The sequence below is a fragment of the Bacillus sp. FSL K6-1338 genome, assembly GCF_038006965.1.
GTDB lineage: Bacteria > Bacillota > Bacilli > Bacillales > Bacillaceae_G > Bacillus_A > Bacillus_A thuringiensis_S.
The window spans coordinates 1,731,945-1,750,551 of record NZ_JBBOWI010000001.1 but is presented as its reverse complement, the minus strand read 5'-3'; the positions used below and the strand labels follow the sequence as shown (position 1 = coordinate 1,750,551).

Below are 18,607 nucleotides of genomic sequence, written 5' to 3'. Positions count from 1 at the left end.
CATTCACTATTATACTACTATTATGATTTAAAAAACCGTTCAGCAATTTGAACGGTTTTTTAAACAATTTAGTTTACCTTAGCCCCATAACATCTAGCTACCGCAACTGCCTGTGCTATATCTAATTTTACATTTTTCAAATTAAAGCTTGTAAAGTCAATTCTATCAACTATCGCTCCCTTTAAATTTGCACCGCTAAGTTTCGCCTTACCTAATTGTGCACCGGTTAAATCCGCTTCACGTAAATCTGCTTTTTCTAAATTACATTCATATAGGTCCGCTTCCATGAAACGTATACCCTTTAACATTTGTTTACTTAAGTTCGCAAACCTTAAATTCGTATATGACCAATCACCCGATATGATAGTTATTCCGTCTAAATTCGCTTCTTCAAAATCAGAGCCAGTCATTTTACATTCTTCAAACTTCGATACGAATAAATTCGCACCAACAAACTTACAATTCGCAAATGTAGTTCCTTGATGAATAGAAGCGTTAAAAAGAGCACCGGTAAAATCACATTCTATGAAGTTACAATTTTCAGTAGAAACTTCCGATGCATCTATCCCTCTAAAACGGCATTTTATGAATGTACTATTCTTCAATTCCTCTTCCTTAATCAAAACATCTTGAAAATCTATTTCTACATATTCTTTATTAACAAATTCACTCATAACTATTCCTCCAGCTCCTTAAAGAAACCTCACTTCAAAAAGTGAGGTTTCTTCTCATACAATATGCTTATCTAACCAAGAAATCAAATCTTGAAATACTTCATCTTTATTTACTTCATGGAACATTTCATGTCTGCCATTTTCATATAAATGCAGCGTTACATCTGTCACGCCGCATTTTTTATAATTTTCATATACTTCTTTTACACCTTTCCCCATATCCCCAACAGGATCACGATCTCCTGAAAAAATATGTATCGGAAGGTTTTTCGGTGTTTTTTTGAACTCTTCTAGTTTATTTACTTCTAATACACCAGAAAATAATTCTCGATAAAAACTCGTTGTACAAATGAATCCACATAATGGGTCCGCAATATATTTATCTACTTGACTGTTATCTGAAGATAACCAATCAAATTTTGTACGATTTGGTTTAAAGTGTGAATTGAAGTTTCCGAAAGATAAAAAATTTAACATTGGACTTTTCGTTTTTTCCCCGCGTAATTTCATCTCAATTGTCGCTACTTTATGACCGATACTTCCTAAAATCCCTGGATTTCCACCAGTTCCTGAAATAAGGAATCCATCATATAATTCACCTTTCAGTTGTACAGCACGTCTTGATAAAAAAGAACCCATACTATGTCCAAGTAAAAATAACGGGCATGTCTGCTCTTTTCTTATCGTTTCTGATACAAAAATAACATCAGAAACAGCCTCATTCCAACCTACATTTGGTTTAAAATGACCATAATCTTCTTCTCTTTTCACTGTTTTCCCATGACCTTTATGATCATGTGCATAAACACCATACCCTGCTTTTAATAACGCAGCAATAAAGTCTGTATAAACACCTGCATGTTCTGTCATACCATGTGCAATTTGAATAATTCCTCGCGGATCTCTTTCTGGTAGCCATTTACGTAAATAAATTTCCGATCCATCCAATGCCGTAACGAAACTTTCCTGTACGTTCATTTCGTCAGCCCCCAACTCTATTATGTATATCAAAAAATGAATATCCATTCATTATTCTTATTATGTATTATATGCAATTGCTTTCATTATGACAAATGCCGCACTTTTCCAATTAGCTCAATAACTATTATGTTGACGAATTTGAAATAAGATTATATAGTTACTTACATAAAGTAATTATTATATTTTTTGGGAGGTTTCTATTATGATGCCATCATTATTTTTAGCACACGGATCACCGATGCTTGCTATTCAAGATACAGACTATACAAGGTTTTTAAAAACACTTGGAGCAACATATAAACCGAAAGCGATTATTATTTTCACTGCTCATTGGGAAAGTGAAGCATTAACGATTTCTTCATCAGATAACGAATATGAAACAATTTATGATTTTGGAGGTTTTCCTCCTGAGTTATACGAAATCAAATATCGTGCGAAAGGTTCTTCTAACATTGCATCTATGTTAGAAACAAAATTTAAAAACAAAGGTATTCCAGTCCATCATAATATGACGAGAGGTTTAGATCATGGCTCATGGACTCTTCTGCACCGCATGTATCCAGAAGCAAATATTCCTGTCGTCCAAATTTCAGTCAATCCATTCCTTCCTGCAAAAGAGCAATTTAAGATTGGAGAAGCACTTAAAGGGCTTGGACAAGAAGATATTTTAATAATCGGTAGCGGTGTTACTGTTCATAACTTACGAGCTTTGAAATGGAATCAAACGACACCCGAACAATGGGCAATTGAATTTGATGATTGGATTATTAAACATATGCAGACTACTGATAAAGATGCATTATTTAATTGGGAGAACAATGCCCCTCATGCACAATTAGCAGTACCAAGAGCAGAGCATTTTGTTCCTTTATTTATCGCTATGGGAAGCGGTGAAAATAACGGTGAAGTCATTCACCGCAGTTATGAGATGGGTACATTAAGTTATCTTTGTCTTCAATTTTAAAGAAAAGGATGAAGCAATCGTTGCTTCATCCTCTTCTTTTTCATTCACTTAGTTAACTAACTTCCAAATGTCGTTTCTCTGATACCTCTTCGTTCTTATTATGAAAATAAACCCAAATGCACGCAATAAATAATAGTGATGATGTAGAGAAGAAAACATATTGGAAGCCCGCATGTGCTGCAATTTGTCCACCAAGTACTGGTCCAATCATATTTCCTAAAAACTGAAACGATTGATTATATCCAAATATTCGTCCCGTTACATGGGTTGGTGTATGTTGTTTTAGTAGAGTTTGTACGGAAGGTAATAATCCTGCTTGTGCGATACCTAATAAAAATCGAAGAATTAATAGTTGCCAAGCTGAGGTTACAAATGCTTGCGGGATAAAAATAATTCCTGCAGCAAACAACGCTACAACTAACGTTTTTTGAGGACCAATTTGATCTGATAATCTACCTAGCTTAGGAGCTGCCATAATAATAGCTAAACCTGTCGCAGACATGACTGCACCTGCAATCATTTCAATATGAGCTGTTCCTGGGCCTTCTAAATTCTTTACATACAATGTAATAATAGGTTGAATTGACATGTTCGCAAGTTGAATAATAAATGTTGTTACAAATAAACTAATAATTAAATGCTTTGCTGGAACCATCGTCCATACTTTTTTCTGTTGTACTTTTTTTGCTTGAGCGGAGTGATTCTCTTCATGTAGGAAGAAAAAAACGATGAGAAAAGAAAGGAATAAAAAAGCTCCTGTAACAAGAAAAACATGGCGCATTCCAATTAACTCCGACAAATAACCACCAAGTAATGGGCCAAGTAAAGAACCGCTCACGCCCCCAGTTGAAATTGTAGAAATTGCCCAACCTGAATGCTCTTTCGGAGTTTCTGCTGCAATAAATGTCATCGCCGTTGAAAGGAAACCAGATACCGCTCCCATCAAAAATCTTAGTGCGACTAGTTGATACACATCCGTTACAAACCCCATAAGCGTCATAATAATCGCCATACCAAGGCTCGCACGAATAAGCATCAATTTCCGTCCATGTATATCACCAAGCTTTCCCCATATTGGTGATACGATCGCACCCATTAAAAATGTTATACCAAATGCAAGTCCCGACCACTGTGCAATACTAGAAGTGCCAGTTACTCCTAATTCCTCAATATAAAAAGATAAAAAAGGAATTACTAAACTCATACCGGCTGCAGTGGTAAAACAACCTAGCCAACAAATCATCAAATTTCGTTTCCAGCTGGCCATTTTCACACCTTCTTTCTTTAGATACCCATTCTACACCCTTTCTTGTAAAAAGTTTAGTAATTTGCTTTATTTGTAAAATTCACTACAAAACCCGCTATTTTCTAGTGAAAATCACTACATCTCTACATTATTTTCATAAAAAAAACAACTCCCATATATGGAGTTGGTTAATTACTCTCTACCGGTATTAAACGTGCATTACAACATCGCTCATAAAACTCAACCGGACCTGCTTGTCCAATAATTGCGTATTCATATCCTTCTTTCTTCATACTATGTAAACAACGATATAACAATTGCTTCCCTACACCATTCACACGATTTTTTTTCGCTGTGCCCATTGGACCAAACAATCCCTTCTTTCCTCTCACTACATCATAACAAGCGAAACCTACTATCACTTCTTCTTGTTCTGCTATATAAATAGGTAAATTATCTTTATATGTACGAAATCCATACTCTATTGAATGTAACCAACGTTCACCAAATTCCTCTTTAACAAAACTTGCTAATTTTTCAAAATCAGAAGGGCTAGCCTTTCTAACAGTACAAATTAAATGATTATAAGTAGGAACAAAACATTTTAGATCGACCGCTAAATCTCTTGGCTCAGCTATAATACGTAATATATCTTTTTTTATTTGTACATTTCCAATAAACGTATCTACATGAAATAGTGCATATATAACATGTCCTTCATTCATTATTACTTGCTGGAAACGTTCCATACGTTTCTTCGCTATTTGTAAAATTTCTAGCACCTTATAAGATACCTTATATTGTCCTATTTTTTCATACTCTTGATACGGTGAATCGTATTGTTTTCGTATTGAAAGTTTTTCTGAAAAATCTATCCCCACTTTACGGAACAAATACATATACAACTCGCTACAAACTCCAGTACCTTCTTTACACATACCGATAAACAGATGAGCTGGTTGAATGATATTACTTTCTGCCTCTTCTGCTGCAATCTTCAATATGTTATGAACACGTTTTGTAAATTTATACTCCTCCATATGTATCTCCACCCCCTATTACTTTACTAGTAAACCGTAACCATAAATAAGTGAAACGATTATTCCAACTACCAATATACCTGGCAATAAATTTGCCACCTTAATTTTAATAACACCAAGTAAGTTCAATCCAATAGCGGCTATCATAATACCACCTGTAGCTGTCATTTCCACTATAAATTGATTCATTAATTCTTTCGGGACCAAACTATTAATTTGTGTTGCAAAAACCGCGATCCCTCCTTCGTATAAAATAACTGGAATCGCCGAAAATACTACACCAATTCCTAAAGTTGTCGTTAATATAATAGAAATAAATCCATCGATAATCGCCTTTGTAAATAAAATATCATGATTGCCGCGAATCCCGCTGTCGAGTGCACCAAGTATGCCCATCGCACCTATTGCAAAAATTAAAGTAGCAGTTACAAAGCCTTCTGATATGCTCCCTTTCCCTTTTGATCCAACTTTATTTTCTAGCCAATCTCCTAACAGTTTTAACTTTCTCTCTAATTGTAGCCATTCCCCGATGACGGTACCAATCACTAAACTTAGTATGACAACAAGAAAATTTTCACTTTTCAATGCCATTTGAAGCCCAAGCACAGTAACCGCTAAACCGATTGCATGCATAATTGTTCCCTTCATACTTTCTGGAATCCTACTAAATAATTTACCTAGTAAAGTACCAAATATAATACAAATCCCATTTACAACTGCTCCTAATATAACCATTTCTTATTCTTATGATGATAGGTAAGGCTTTGATGTAATCTCCACCTTTTCCCCCACCTCACACCGTACGTGCTAGTTTCCTAGCATACGGCGTTCCATCGTTTCCAACTGACTTTAAAATCAAATTATGTTACTATCGGTTCATTTCCAGCTTTAGTTCTTAGCACATTCAGTTTATCCATTTGTTTCTTGTTAAGTTTAAAAGACCGAAGGTAATGTGTAATCTTATTAAGATTCGTCATGTGAATCAGTTTGTGTATAAACCAATCTACAATTACCAAGTTGTTGTACTTGTCATCCCCACCTTGTTTAATGGGAACAATGTGATGACAATGAACACGTTCAATACCAATTTCCTCACCAGTTACATAACACTTACCATATTGAGCAACGTATTTTGATATCCTATTATCGTTGTACTCAATACTTTTATTCTTCGAATAAGTCCTCATAACTTGGTTGAGAACATCCTTAGGTATTGCCTTAAGATTACTATGTACTTTATTACGCCCCGTTTCCGTATAGTTACAGATAACCTGCGAAAAATTCCACGGGTTTTTATGATGTATTCCTGTAACTGGTAAGAGTGGAGTGTTCTGTACAGCGTAAATCTTAGTGTTGGGTTGTATTCCTTTGGTCTTCCTTTTAAAATTCACAGATGTTTCACAGAACTTCATGTGCTTCATATTGTTTCTAAGTCTGGTTCTTATGACTCTTCGCAGAGAGTAATTTACCTCCGTTAAATCCATGTAAATTGTAACCGCATATTTAAAGTAATTTTGTATACCAAGAAGGGTTGAATTAAATTGAGTAACTTTCTCTGAAGTCGGCTCCTTTTGAATTCCTTTGATTCGTTCTTTTAGTTGTCTTTTAGCTTTTGTAATAGCTTTGTCGGACATACTGGTTTTTGCAATATATCCAAATTTAGCTTTACCTTGTTTAACCACTTTGATTTTGAATCCAAGGAAAACTGACGAGTTTTTCTTGAGATTAACCACTTTGGACTTTTTGGGGTTAATTTCTAATCCCAAGCGGGATTTGAGAAAATCAACTGTCGCATGATAAAAGCGTTGTGCTTCATCATAAGTCCGACACATTATTTTGAAGTCATCCGCGTATCTCACTACATAACCACATTTTAGATTCGTGTACTTCCTAGCATATTGTCGAAACCCTAAATGCCGAGTAGAGATTCTGTGAGGTTTGTAGGTTTCCCATTGGCTACTTATCCACCAATCAAGTTCATTTAGAACAATGTTGGAAAGTAAAGGAGAAATAATTCCTCCTTGCGGAGTACCCTTATTGGGAATACCCTCTCCTTCTATCTCAGATTTAAGGATTTTTGAAATAACACATAGAAGTGATTTGTCTCTTATTCCCAGAGTCCACATTTGCCTTAATAGCTTTTTGTGGCATACATTATCAAAGAACCCCTTAATGTCAATATCAACACAGTAGTTTTGGTGACCTATGTTAATAAGACTTACAACTCTACTTAGTGCATGGTGTGTACTTCTGTTCGGTCTAAATCCATAACTATGGTTATGAAACTTAGCTTCACAAATAGGTTCCAATACTTGGAGGATAGATTGTTGTACTAATCTGTCCCAAATTGTTGGAATCCCCAGGGGTCGCTTCTTATCACTGCCCTCTTTTGGGATAAGGACTCTTTTAACTGCTTGTGGTTGATAGTTATTTAATCGTTTTCTAACTTCATGAATAATCTTTGTATCGTTTAGGTGCCAAATATCTTTAATGGTTAAATTGTCAACTCCAGCCGTGTTACTCCCCTTATTAGTTTTGATGTTGCGGTATGCTAATCTAATATTTTCTTCCGAACCGATAATATCAATTAATTTATAGAAATTGTTACCATTAAGGCTATTAGAATATAACTCATCATACTTTCTTTGCATGTCGTAATATTCACTGTGCCTTAGTTTAGTTTTCTTTAACATGGGCTGTAACCTCCCCTTATTTACTGGAGGTTTACATCTCTTTAGTCTTACTCGAAACCATGTCAACCATAAGTAACAGTCAGTTTTCAATCGACTAGTGGCTATCCCTCCACGTTCATTACACGTTTCATAGGTACTGTGCCACCACTTTCACTGTCATAAACCTAGGTTATACAATTTACAATTGTTTTCCCTAGAACCACTTCATCGGAAGCAAGCCCTCAGTGTTGACAGCTTACCACGTTCCGTCATTCCTATCTGTGCATATACCGTTAGGTTTCTCCTATGAGCCTGCTACCTTGATATTGCCTGTAACAATATATGGACTTTCATAAAGGCGAGTTTTACTCATCCACAGTAGCGACACTAATTGTGTCAGTAAGCCTTTCGACTTACTTCCGATATAGACCCGTACCATCAGAGATTCGTCCGCACATACCATACTCTATTGGTTCATAGTGCATACTAACCATAGGTAATTTATAGACTTCCGGTTTATAGGTTACACCACCCACCTCTGAGTGACTTTCGTATCCTATAGGATTACGGTAACTCTCAACCGACTTCACCGAGCTTCATACAGTTCAGTTCTTGCTAACTTCACTGCATGTCGGAGTATTAAAGGAAGCCCTTCAAGGCGTTACCCTATCATTTGACTTCTTGGAATGACAGTTCACTGTTGAACTGTAAGTTCGACAATGCCTAAGCTTTTCACTTAGGAACGTGTCGCACCACCCTTCGAATTCTTTATTTCTATATTTTGGTTTATACATTGATTTACAGGTTATCTATATGTTAACTTAATATTGAGAATATTAACAAATGTTTTCCACAACATAAACCGCAATTTTTTTTGTAGTAATACATAATGTGAAACTTTAATTAACGTGAGTTTTATTGCCCACAAATTGCGGTATAAATTCAAAAGGGACGGTATTTATGAAAACTTTACTAAAACGATTTCTGTTAATAGCCTTTTGCATTACACCAATTGTTTTATTAATTAACTACTCTTTTACTTCAAAAGCGAAAGACAAACCCGATTTGCAAAACAAATCTAGTAAAACCGCTTCAACAAGTGAAAAGAAAATAGAAGACCCGGAAATTACACTCACTTTCTCTGGTGATACAATGTTCGATTGGCAATTACGTCCTGTAATCGAAAAAAATGGGGCTGATTATCCATTCCAACATGTAAAAGAAGAAATAACAAAAGCTGATATTTCTTTCGTTAATTTAGAGTCAGCATTTACAACGAGAGAAAAGAAAGCTCCTGGACAACTGTTTTGGATTAAAAGTGATCCATCCACGCTACAATCTATAAAAAACACTGGATATGACATCGTAAATATCGGAAATAACCATACACTTGATTATGGGCAAGATGGATTATTAGACACGATTTCTCACGTAGAAAAATTAAAATTCCCTTATATCGGAGCCGGAAAAAATGCAAAAGATGCATATACAGCACGAGAAATGACTGTAAAAGGGAAAAAGTTCAAATTTCTTTCCTTCGTTCGATTTATGCCTGATACGAACTGGGTAGCTGGTAACAATAAACCTGGTGTTGCAAACGGATATGATTTAAATCTCGTAACAAAAACAATTAAAGAGCAAAAACAAGATGCAGACTATTTAATCGTCTATATGCATTGGGGCGTTGAAAAATCAAATCGTCCGGTAGAATACCAAAAACAATATGTACCTAAAATGGTTGAAGCAGGAGCTAACGCAATTGTCGGAAGCCATCCACATTGGTTACAAGGGTTTGAGTATTATAATAAAGTTCCTATCGCTTACTCATTAGGTAACTTTTTATTCCCGAGTTATGTGAATGGGAAAAGCGCCGAAACTGGCGTATTAACTTTAACTTTTAAAGGAAAGGATGTACAAATGTCATTCAATCCTTACATCATTCGTAACAACCAAGTTTCCCCTGTAAATGTGGAAGAAAAGAAAAAAGCTCTTCAATATTTACAAACAATTTCAACTGATGTAGAAATTGATGCTACAGGGAAAATAAAAAACAAACGAAACTAGACAGCTCAAGATCTATTTCTCTGTAACATACATTACAGAATAGGTGATGAACATGCTGAAAGACTTATTAGAAAATGTAAGTTTGTTAGAGAATATTTATAAAATATCTATAGCCGTTCTACTTTTATGTTCAATTTTCTCTGTTAGACTTCTAAAAAAAATAAAACGCGAACGAAAACTTACTACCTTTGAATTTACTATGTATGTAATCATTCGTATTGCGATACTCTTTTGGTTAACTAGCTTTATCCTTCTTGAATATGGAAAATATTTAGTTTAACTATAAAAAGATAGATACAAGTAGCGTTTCTACTGCTTATATCTATCTTTTTTATTTCTAGTAAAACCGTATGTTATCCCTTTCCTTCTATTAAATAAGTAAATCAAACAAAATAGGATTTTTATTAAGCTCCATAAATTGAATATTATTTTCTTTAAAGCGAGTAATTAATTGCTCATAATCTTCTTTATGTTTCAACTCTACGCCGACTAACGCTGGACCATTTTCTTTATTATGTTTCTTAATGTATTCAAAGCGCGTAATATCATCTTCTGGTCCTAATCCTTTATCAAGAAATTCTCTTAGCGCACCTGAACGTTGCGGGAATTCAATAATGAAGTAATGTTTTAATCCTTCGTAAATGAGCGAACGTTCTTTCATTTCTTGCATTCTATCAATATCGTTATTTCCACCACTTAGCGTGCATACAACTGTTTTACCCTTTATTTCATCTCTATATAAATCAAGCGCTGCAATAGATAGTGCACCAGCCGGTTCAGCTACAATTGCATTTTTCTTATACAGTTCTAAAATCGTCGTACAAACTTTTCCCTCTGGTACTAAAACAATGTCATCAATTACATCTTTACAAGTTTCAAATGTTAACTTTCCTACTTTTTTAACAGCTGCCCCATCAACAAAACTATCTATTTTCTCTAATGCGACATTTTCATTTTGAAGAAAAGCCTCTTTCATAGATGCAGCTCCCATCGGCTCTACACCAATAACCTTTGTAGCAGGACTAACACCTTTCACATATGTACCAACACCTGATGCTAACCCACCACCGCCGATTGCCGTAAAGATATAGTCAACCGATTTCTCCATATCATGCATAATTTCAACTGCAACTGTCCCTTGACCAGCAACTACATACGGATCATCAAACGGATGAACGAACGTCATTCTATTTTCTTCACAATAGCGCTGCGCTTCTTGGAAAGAGCTATCAAATGTATCACCAACTAATACGATTTCCGCAAAATCACCACCGAAAAATTGTACTTGTGATACTTTTTGTTTAGGTGTTGTCGTCGGCATGAAGATTTTTGACGCAATCTTCAATAAATTACACGTATAAGCAACTCCTTGCGCATGATTACCAGCGCTCGCGCATACAACACCGTTTTGTAATTGTTCTTTCGATAAACTTTGAATTAAATTGTACGCACCACGAATTTTGAAAGAGCGAATCAATTGTAAGTCTTCTCGTTTTACATAAACGTCACAATCATATTTCTCAGATAAAACTGTATCACGTTGTAACGGTGTTTTAATAACGATATCTTTCATGCAATTATGAGCCATTAAGATATCTTCAATTTTCACTCTCTCCTTTACCTTCTGCACCATTATATATCATCCTTATCTCTTTTAAATTGGCTCAATCAAAATCCGGGATTTTTAGAACTGCACCTGTATTCGCCGATGTTACCATCTGTGCATAACGTCCAAGCCAGCCAGTTTTCACTTTCGCTTCTGGTCGTTTCCATTCTTTTTTACGCTTATCTAATTCTTCATCACTAACTCTTACTTCTAGCAAGCGTTCTTCAACATCAATACATACAATATCCCCTTGTTCAAGAAGTGCAATCGTTCCACCCGCAGCTGCTTCTGGTGAAATATGTCCTACTGAAATACCACGTGAAGCACCCGAGAAACGACCATCCGTTAATAGCGCAACATCTGCACCTAATCCCATTCCAGCAATCGCTGAAGTTGGCGCTAACATCTCTGGCATACCAGGGCCACCTCTTGGTCCTTCATAGCGAATAACAACTACATCGCCTTTCTTCACTTTTCCAAGCATAATGCCCGCAAGCGCCTCATCTTGTGAATTAAAAATAACGCAAGGTCCTTCAAAACGCTTTACCTCTGTTGCACCGCTTTTAATAACCGCTCCATCTTTCGCAAGGTTTCCTTTTAATATACGTAATCCCCCTTCTTCACTATGAGGGTTTTCGAGAGAATGAATAACTTCCTTATCTTTAATCTCTGCATGAGCAATGTTTTCTCTTAACGTCTGCCCGGTAGCCGTTATTCGGTCTAGATGAAGCACCCCTTCTTTTCGGCTCATCTCTTTCAAAATTGCACTAATCCCGCCCGCTCGATCAATATCTTCCATGTGCCAATTGGAAGCAGGGCTTACTTTACATAAATGTGGTACACGTCTTGAAACGGCATCAATGCGATTCATATCGTAATCTAAACCCGCTTCTTGTGCGAGAGCTAATGTGTGCAATACTGTATTCGTTGATCCACCCATTGCCATATCAAGCGCGAACGCATCATCAATCGCTTCTTCCGTTACGATGTCTCTCGGTTTAATATCTCTTTCAATTAAAATTTTTAATTTCTCTGCTGCTTGTTTAATTAACTCTTCACGTCTTGGATCAATTGCTAAAATACTCCCGTTACCAGGAAGAGCTAAACCTAACACTTCACATAAACAGTTCATAGAGTTCGCCGTAAACATTCCGGAACAAGAACCACAAGATGGACAGCCATGATCTTCAATATCCTTTAATTCTTCTTCTGAAATTTTCCCAGATTGATAAGCTCCTACTCCTTCAAAAACAGAACTTAAATCGACAACTTCTCCTTTAGATGTTTTTCCTGCTGCCATCGGGCCGCCTGAAACAAACACAGTCGGAATGTTAATACGTAGTGCAGCCATCATCATACCAGGTGTAATTTTGTCACAATTTGGGATACAAATCATGCCGTCAAACCAGTGTGCATTTACAACCGTTTCTACTGAATCTGCAATAATTTCACGACTCGGAAGAGAATAACGCATACCGATATGTCCCATCGCAATACCATCGTCAACTCCAATCGTATTGAATTCGAATGGTACCATACCTGCCGCGCGAACTGCCTCTTTTACAAGTTTCCCAAACTCGTTCAAGTGCTTATGCCCTGGAATAATTTCAATAAAAGAATTACAAATCGCTATGAAAGGTTTATCAAAATCTTCATCTTTCAAACCAGTTGCTTTTAATAAACTACGGTGCGGCGCTTTATCAAAACCTTTTTTAATCATGTCACTTCTCATCTTGTCAAATCCCCTCTTACGTATTTTTCACTTACAATCACTTACTCTATTTTTTCACTAATTCTTTCGGTGCATGAATCCAGCTCATCATTTCACGAAGCTCTGCCCCTACTTTTTCTAACTGATGATTTCGCTCTGCTTTTTTCATCGCATTATACGTTGGACGCCCTGCTTGATTTTCTAAAATCCATTTCTTCGCAAATTCACCTTGCTGAATTTCTGTCAAAACTCGTTTCATTTCTTTCTTCGTTTCATCTGTAACAATTCTCGATCCTGTTACATAATCTCCGAACTCTGCCGTATCTGAAATAGAATGGCGCATGTTCGTTAAACCGCCTTCGTACATTAAATCAACAATTAACTTTAATTCATGTAAACATTCAAAGTATGCAATTTCAGGTCGATATCCACCTTCTGTTAATGTTTCAAAACCAGCTTTCACAAGCGCAGTTACCCCGCCGCAAAGCACTGCTTGCTCTCCGAATAAATCCGTCTCTGTTTCTTCTTGGAATGTCGTTTCAATTACGCCTGCACGTGTACAGCCTACACCTTTTGCATACGCAAGAGCTAAACTTAATGCTGTTCCTGTTGCATCTTGATGTACTGCCACTAATGCCGGAACACCATTTCCTTCTTGAAATACACGACGAACGAGGTGACCTGGACTTTTTGGCGCGACCATCGCTACATCTACGTAACTTGGCGGGTTAATTTGTCCGAAGTGAATATTAAATCCATGTGAGAAAAGTAACATTTGTCCTTCACGAAGATTCTCTTCTACCTCTGCTTTATACACATAAGCTTGCTGTTCATCTGGCAATAACATTTGTACAACTTGTGCGGTTCGAACCGCTTCTGAAACAGACATTACTTCAAATCCATCTGCTTTCGCTACTTCATACGACTTACCAGGACGAACACCAACTACAACTTCTACACCAGAATCACGTAAATTTTGTGCTTGCGCATGACCTTGTGATCCATAACCAACTACTGCAACAGTTTTTCCTTGTAATAACTCTACATTTGCATCTTTCTCATAATATGTTTTCATATTCCATACACTCCTTATAATTTATTTACTTGCAGTACATCAATTAATTTTTTCAACTGACTAACAAGTAATGTCGCTTCATTTTCAGTACAAACTGCTGTGAGTTTCATTTCAGAAACACCACTTGTATCTCTTTCATTTAAATGTAAAGAAGAAATATAATAACCACGCCGAGCAAAAATCCCACTTATACGTAATAAGACGCTTGGCTCGTTATGAATAACGAGTGAAAAAGTATGACTCATTCTTCCCACCTCTTCATAATCATTTCGTTATTCCCTTTGTTTGGCGGAACCATCGGAAATACGTTTTCACCTTCTTCTACACAAAAATCAACTACGGCAGGACCTTCATGAGCAAATGCTTCTAACATCACTTGTTTCGCCTCTGTTGAATTTGTCGCTCTTAATCCCTTCACTCCATAAGCTTCTGCCACTTTCACAAAATCTGGCGATCCAATTTTTGATTCTGATAAACGATTTTCATAAAACATTTCTTGCCATTGCCTTACCATCCCTAAAAATTTGTTATTTATGATAAATACTTTTACAGGGATGTTATTTTCAGCAATTGTTTGTAGTTCTTGAATGTTCATTTGAAAAGAAGCATCACCTGCAATACAAATGACAAGTTCTTCTTTTTTAGCTAGCTGAGCACCAATTGCTGCTGGAAAACCAAACCCCATCGTTCCTAATCCTCCAGAGGTAAGGAACGTCCGAGGTTTTCTTGCTTTATAGAAGTGAGCAGCCCACATTTGATGCTGTCCTACTTCTGTTGTGACAATCGCTTCACCATTCGTTAATTCACTTACTAAGTTGATCACATGCTGTGGTTTTAACTCAGATTCTTTTTGCTTATAAGAAAGTGGATATTCTTCTTTCCATGCCTTTACTTTCTGAAGCCATTCGTCTGTTTGTGTATAAATAGACATATGTAACAACATGTGTAACGCTTTTTTCACATCACCAACAATGGGATGCTCTACAGTTACATTTTTATGAAACTCAGAAGGATCAATATCAATATGTACTTTTTTCGAGTGCGGAGAAAAAAGTTCTAATTTTCCTGTTACACGATCATCGAAGCGAACACCTAATGCAAGTAGTAAATCACATTCTGTTACCGCCATATTAGCAGCGTATGTCCCATGCATACCAAGCATCCCTAAAAACAATGGATCTCCCGGTGGATATGCACCAAGTCCCATTAAAGTTGAAACGACTGGAATACGGTTCTCCCTTACGAATTCAAAAAGTTCATCGGATCCACCTGAATGAATGACACCTCCCCCAATATAAAGAAGCGGACGCTTTGATTTTGAAATTGCTTTAGCTACCTCTCTAAGTTTCATACTGTCTGGTACAAGTTCTGGTTTGTACCCCGGAATATCAACTTCTTCATTAAAGAAACTGGTGACTTTTGCATTTTGAACATCTTTTGGAATATCGATTAATACTGGTCCCGGGCGTCCGCTTTCGGCGATGTAAAAAGCTTCTTGCACAATTCGTGATACATGATTTACATCACGAACTTGGTAATTATGCTTCGTAACAGGTACTGTAATTCCGACAACATCCGCTTCTTGAAATCCATCTTTACCAATTAAAGGCGTTGCAACTTGGCCGGTAATGACAACTAAAGGAATCGAATCCATATAAGCGTCTGCTAAGCCGGTAACTAAATTTGTCGCCCCTGGGCCAGAGGTAGCAAAGACTACCCCGACCTTTCCAGAAGCTCTCGCATATCCTTCAGCCGCATGAATGGCAGCTTGTTCATGACGAGTTAAAACATGTTTCAAACCACTTTCGTATAACGCATCGTATACTGGTAAGATCGCTCCGCCTGGATAGCCGAAAACGGTCGTTACACCCAATTTTTTCAAACATTGAATCACGTGCCCAGCGCCTGTCATTTCTTCACACTGTAACTTCTCATACGCTGTATACTGCTGCTTCATTTCAATTAACTCCTCTCCTTATTTATGCTAAGCTTTCCGTCAGCCCGGGAACACGTACTCCTCTTTCTCTCGTTAATTTTTTAAATTCTTCGGTCAATTGTTTCGTTACACTTCCTGGTTTCCCATCTCCAATTTCTCTCGAATCAACTTTTACAACTGGAATTAACTCCGCTGCTGTTCCTGTTAAAAATACTTCATCCGCTACATATACATCATGGCGAGTGAATGGTCTTTCCTCACATGGAATACTCAGTCGTTCACATAGCTCGATAACACTATTTCTCGTAATACCTTCTAATGCTCCTAAATAGGATGGTGGGGTTAATACTTTTCCATCTTTCACAACGAAAACATTATCGCCAGAACCTTCACAAACATATCCTTGTTGATTTAACATAAGAGCCTCTAACACTCCTGCTTGTGCCGCTTCAATTTTTACAAGTACGTTATTTAAGTAGTTCATTGACTTAATGCGTGGATCTAATGCATCTGGCGTATTACGTCTTGATGCAACAGATACAACGCTTAATCCATTATCGTAAAATTCCTGAGGGAATAACTTTAATTGTTCTGCAATGATAATAACGCTCGGTTTCACACAACTTCTAGGGTCGAGCCCTAAGTCACCTTTTCCTCGTGAAACAATTAAACGAATGTAAGCATCCGCATACTCATTTTTTTGCAACGTTTGTAAAACTGCTTCTTCCATTTCGTCAACTGTCAGTGGGACTGTAAGTAAAATAGATTTTGCCGATTCATATAATCGTTTTACATGTTCTTTTAAACAAAATACATTTCCTCCGTAACTACGAATCCCTTCAAATACACCGTCTCCGTATAAAAAGCCATGATCATATACTGAAACAACTGCCTTTTCTTTTTCTACAAATTCCCCATTCATGTAAATGTACTGGTTTCCCATCTCACATCGCTCCTCTTTTTTTCTCTATTTTTTGCAATCTATTTCTACATCGATTGCTGAGATGAGTATTTTTAACAGAATATTCAGTATATAAATATTAAAAATATACTCGTCTCAACAATCGATTACTTACATACTTGTAGCAATCCATTGCTGAGACGAGGGAATCGTGGTACCACTCAGCTTCCTTACACTTCTCACGAAATATAAGCTCTGCAAGTCCAATTAGACTTTTGTTTTTCTATCGGGAACAAACCCGCTACTTTTTACTAATTTTCAAAAGTAGTGCTCCGAGGTGATTTTCAATGAGTGCATTGTTACCACCCTCACAGCCTCGGGGCAGCTCTCTGAAACAATCTTTATCATTTACTCTCCTCTTCCACGCATTCTCTTATTCTATTTTCTAAAATAAAAACTCTCGCCTCAGCAATCAACTACTACAATTTAGTAGCTTTGATTGCTGAGGCGAGAGTTTCGCGTTACCACTCAGCTTCCTTATACTTCTCGCGAAATATAAGCTTCGTAGGTCCAATTAGACCCCCGTCCTTTTACCGGAGACGATGCCGCCGCCCTCTACTCAGTTTCCCTTTCGCAAGCGATGCTCCGAGGTGATCTTCAATGATTCGATTGTTACTACCCTCACAGCCTTGGAGTAGCTCTCTGAAACGATCATAATCATCTACTTTCCTCTTCTTTGCATATACAACATATAAAGTTAGAAAATTCTTAATTAACTTTTATTTGTTACACGTATTATAGGACGTTGTTCTTTTCCTTGTCAACATGTTTTTTCAAAAAAATCAAAATTCATTCTATTTATTTTTTCTCTAATCAAAATTGGAATGCATTACTTACATACACTCATATATTACTTAAGTATGTTTGCATTACTACATAAAGAAAAACTTATAAAGTTTATGAGGAGATGAGGAAACTATGTTAAAAGGGAAAGTAGCGTTAGTTACAGGAGCAAGCCGAGGAATAGGACGAGCGATCGCTAAACGTTTAGCAAATGACGGTGCATTGGTTGCTGTTCATTACGGTAATCGAAAAGATGACGCTGAAGAAACTGTTCATGAAATTCAATCAAATGGTGGCCAAGCTTTTTCTATCGGCGCAAATTTAGAATCCTTACACGGTGTAGAAAACCTTTATAAAGTTTTAGATACTGAATTACAAAAGCGCACTGGTGAAACACAATTTGATATTTTAATAAACAATGCTGGCATTGGTCCTGGTGCTTTTATTGAAGAAACGACTGAACAATTTTTTGATAGAATGTTTTCAGTAAATGCAAAAGCACCATTCTTTATCATTCAACAAGCACTGCCACGTTTACGTGACAATAGCCGAATTATTAATATTTCATCCGCTGCGACCCGCATTTCTTTACCTGATTTTGTTGCATATAGTATGACGAAAGGCGCTATTAATACAATGACTTTTACACTAGCAAAACAGCTTGGAGCACGAGGAATAACGGTGAATGCAATACTTCCAGGATTTATTAAAACAGATATGAATGCAGAACTCTTGAGCGACCCGATGATGAAGCAGTACGCTACTACTATTTCCGCTTTCAATCGCTTAGGTGAAGTAGAAGACATTGCCGATACTGCTGCATTTCTTGCTTCTCCAGACAGCCGCTGGGTTACTGGACAATTAATTGATGTGAGCGGAGGATCTTGTTTATAA

General features: G+C 36.8%; 16 protein-coding genes and 1 other annotated feature. Of the genes, 4 read left to right on the top strand and 12 right to left on the bottom strand.

The window, feature by feature from the left end:
• Positions 1–68 precede the first annotated feature (68 nt).
• Positions 69–674, bottom strand: a complete 606-nt coding sequence (locus NZ044_RS09245; RefSeq protein ID WP_001288924.1) for a pentapeptide repeat-containing protein — start codon at positions 672–674, stop codon at positions 69–71.
• A 54-nt stretch (positions 675–728) separates the two neighbouring features.
• Complete coding sequence (locus NZ044_RS09240; protein WP_001102605.1) at positions 729–1,652, bottom strand: alpha/beta hydrolase; 924 nt, start codon at positions 1,650–1,652, stop codon at positions 729–731.
• Between the two features lie 205 nt (positions 1,653–1,857).
• Between NZ044_RS09240 and NZ044_RS09235 the strand changes: the two genes are divergently transcribed.
• Positions 1,858–2,619 carry a DODA-type extradiol aromatic ring-opening family dioxygenase gene (locus NZ044_RS09235; RefSeq protein WP_000982885.1) on the top strand — a complete coding sequence of 254 codons (762 nt, stop codon included), beginning with the start codon at positions 1,858–1,860 and terminating at the stop codon, positions 2,617–2,619.
• Between the two features lie 52 nt (positions 2,620–2,671).
• Here the strand turns inward: NZ044_RS09235 and NZ044_RS09230 are convergent, their stop codons facing one another.
• The 4 genes from NZ044_RS09230 to ltrA form a co-directional block, all read right to left on the bottom strand.
• Complete coding sequence (locus tag NZ044_RS09230) at positions 2,672–3,886, bottom strand: multidrug efflux MFS transporter (RefSeq protein ID WP_000179292.1); 1,215 nt, start codon at positions 3,884–3,886, stop codon at positions 2,672–2,674.
• Between the two features lie 167 nt (positions 3,887–4,053).
• Positions 4,054–4,905, bottom strand: a complete 852-nt coding sequence (locus NZ044_RS09225) for a GNAT family N-acetyltransferase (protein ID WP_000393443.1) — start codon at positions 4,903–4,905, stop codon at positions 4,054–4,056.
• 18 nt (positions 4,906–4,923) lie between these two features.
• Positions 4,924–5,640, bottom strand: a complete 717-nt coding sequence (locus NZ044_RS09220) for a DUF554 domain-containing protein (RefSeq protein WP_000236050.1) — start codon at positions 5,638–5,640, stop codon at positions 4,924–4,926.
• Positions 5,641–5,765: 125 nt separating this feature from the next.
• Positions 5,766–7,598, bottom strand: a complete 1,833-nt coding sequence (ltrA, locus tag NZ044_RS09215) for a group II intron reverse transcriptase/maturase (protein ID WP_252598036.1) — start codon at positions 7,596–7,598, stop codon at positions 5,766–5,768.
• Between the two features lie 939 nt (positions 7,599–8,537).
• Here ltrA and NZ044_RS09210 point away from each other — a divergent pair.
• Complete coding sequence (locus NZ044_RS09210; RefSeq protein ID WP_000854497.1) at positions 8,538–9,641, top strand: CapA family protein; 1,104 nt, start codon at positions 8,538–8,540, stop codon at positions 9,639–9,641.
• Between the two features lie 52 nt (positions 9,642–9,693).
• Complete coding sequence (locus NZ044_RS09205; protein ID WP_000910225.1) at positions 9,694–9,921, top strand: hypothetical protein; 228 nt, start codon at positions 9,694–9,696, stop codon at positions 9,919–9,921.
• Between the two features lie 90 nt (positions 9,922–10,011).
• On the opposite strand, the gene ilvA is transcribed toward NZ044_RS09205, so the two are convergent.
• From ilvA to ilvE, 6 genes are read right to left on the bottom strand one after another with little or no spacing between them, the layout of a single operon-like run.
• Positions 10,012–11,274 carry a threonine ammonia-lyase IlvA gene (gene ilvA / locus NZ044_RS09200; protein ID WP_000250342.1) on the bottom strand — a complete coding sequence of 421 codons (1,263 nt, stop codon included), beginning with the start codon at positions 11,272–11,274 and terminating at the stop codon, positions 10,012–10,014.
• A 31-nt stretch (positions 11,275–11,305) separates the two neighbouring features.
• Positions 11,306–12,979, bottom strand: a complete 1,674-nt coding sequence (ilvD, locus tag NZ044_RS09195; protein WP_001255822.1) for a dihydroxy-acid dehydratase — start codon at positions 12,977–12,979, stop codon at positions 11,306–11,308.
• A 46-nt stretch (positions 12,980–13,025) separates the two neighbouring features.
• A complete protein-coding gene (ilvC, locus tag NZ044_RS09190) occupies positions 13,026–14,033 on the bottom strand; it encodes a ketol-acid reductoisomerase (RefSeq protein WP_000861150.1) in 1,008 nt (335 codons plus the stop codon).
• A gap of 14 nt (positions 14,034–14,047) precedes the next feature.
• Positions 14,048–14,278: an ACT domain-containing protein gene (locus tag NZ044_RS09185; RefSeq protein ID WP_000019916.1), complete on the bottom strand. Its 231-nt coding sequence runs from the start codon at positions 14,276–14,278 to the stop codon at positions 14,048–14,050.
• A complete protein-coding gene (gene ilvB / locus NZ044_RS09180; RefSeq protein ID WP_000813469.1) occupies positions 14,275–15,990 on the bottom strand; it encodes an acetolactate synthase large subunit in 1,716 nt (571 codons plus the stop codon). The genes NZ044_RS09185 and ilvB overlap by 4 nt, the downstream gene beginning before the upstream one ends.
• Positions 15,991–16,012: 22 nt before the next feature.
• The gene (gene ilvE, locus NZ044_RS09175) at positions 16,013–16,912 is read right to left on the bottom strand and encodes a branched-chain-amino-acid transaminase (protein ID WP_000528163.1); all 900 of its coding nucleotides are present in this window, start codon (positions 16,910–16,912) and stop codon (positions 16,013–16,015) included.
• Positions 16,913–17,063: 151 nt separating this feature from the next.
• Positions 17,064–17,303 (bottom strand) — a binding site (T-box leader).
• A gap of 545 nt (positions 17,304–17,848) precedes the next feature.
• On the opposite strand from ilvE, the gene NZ044_RS09170 reads away from it, so the two are divergent.
• A complete protein-coding gene (locus NZ044_RS09170) occupies positions 17,849–18,607 on the top strand; it encodes an SDR family oxidoreductase (protein ID WP_000911803.1) in 759 nt (252 codons plus the stop codon).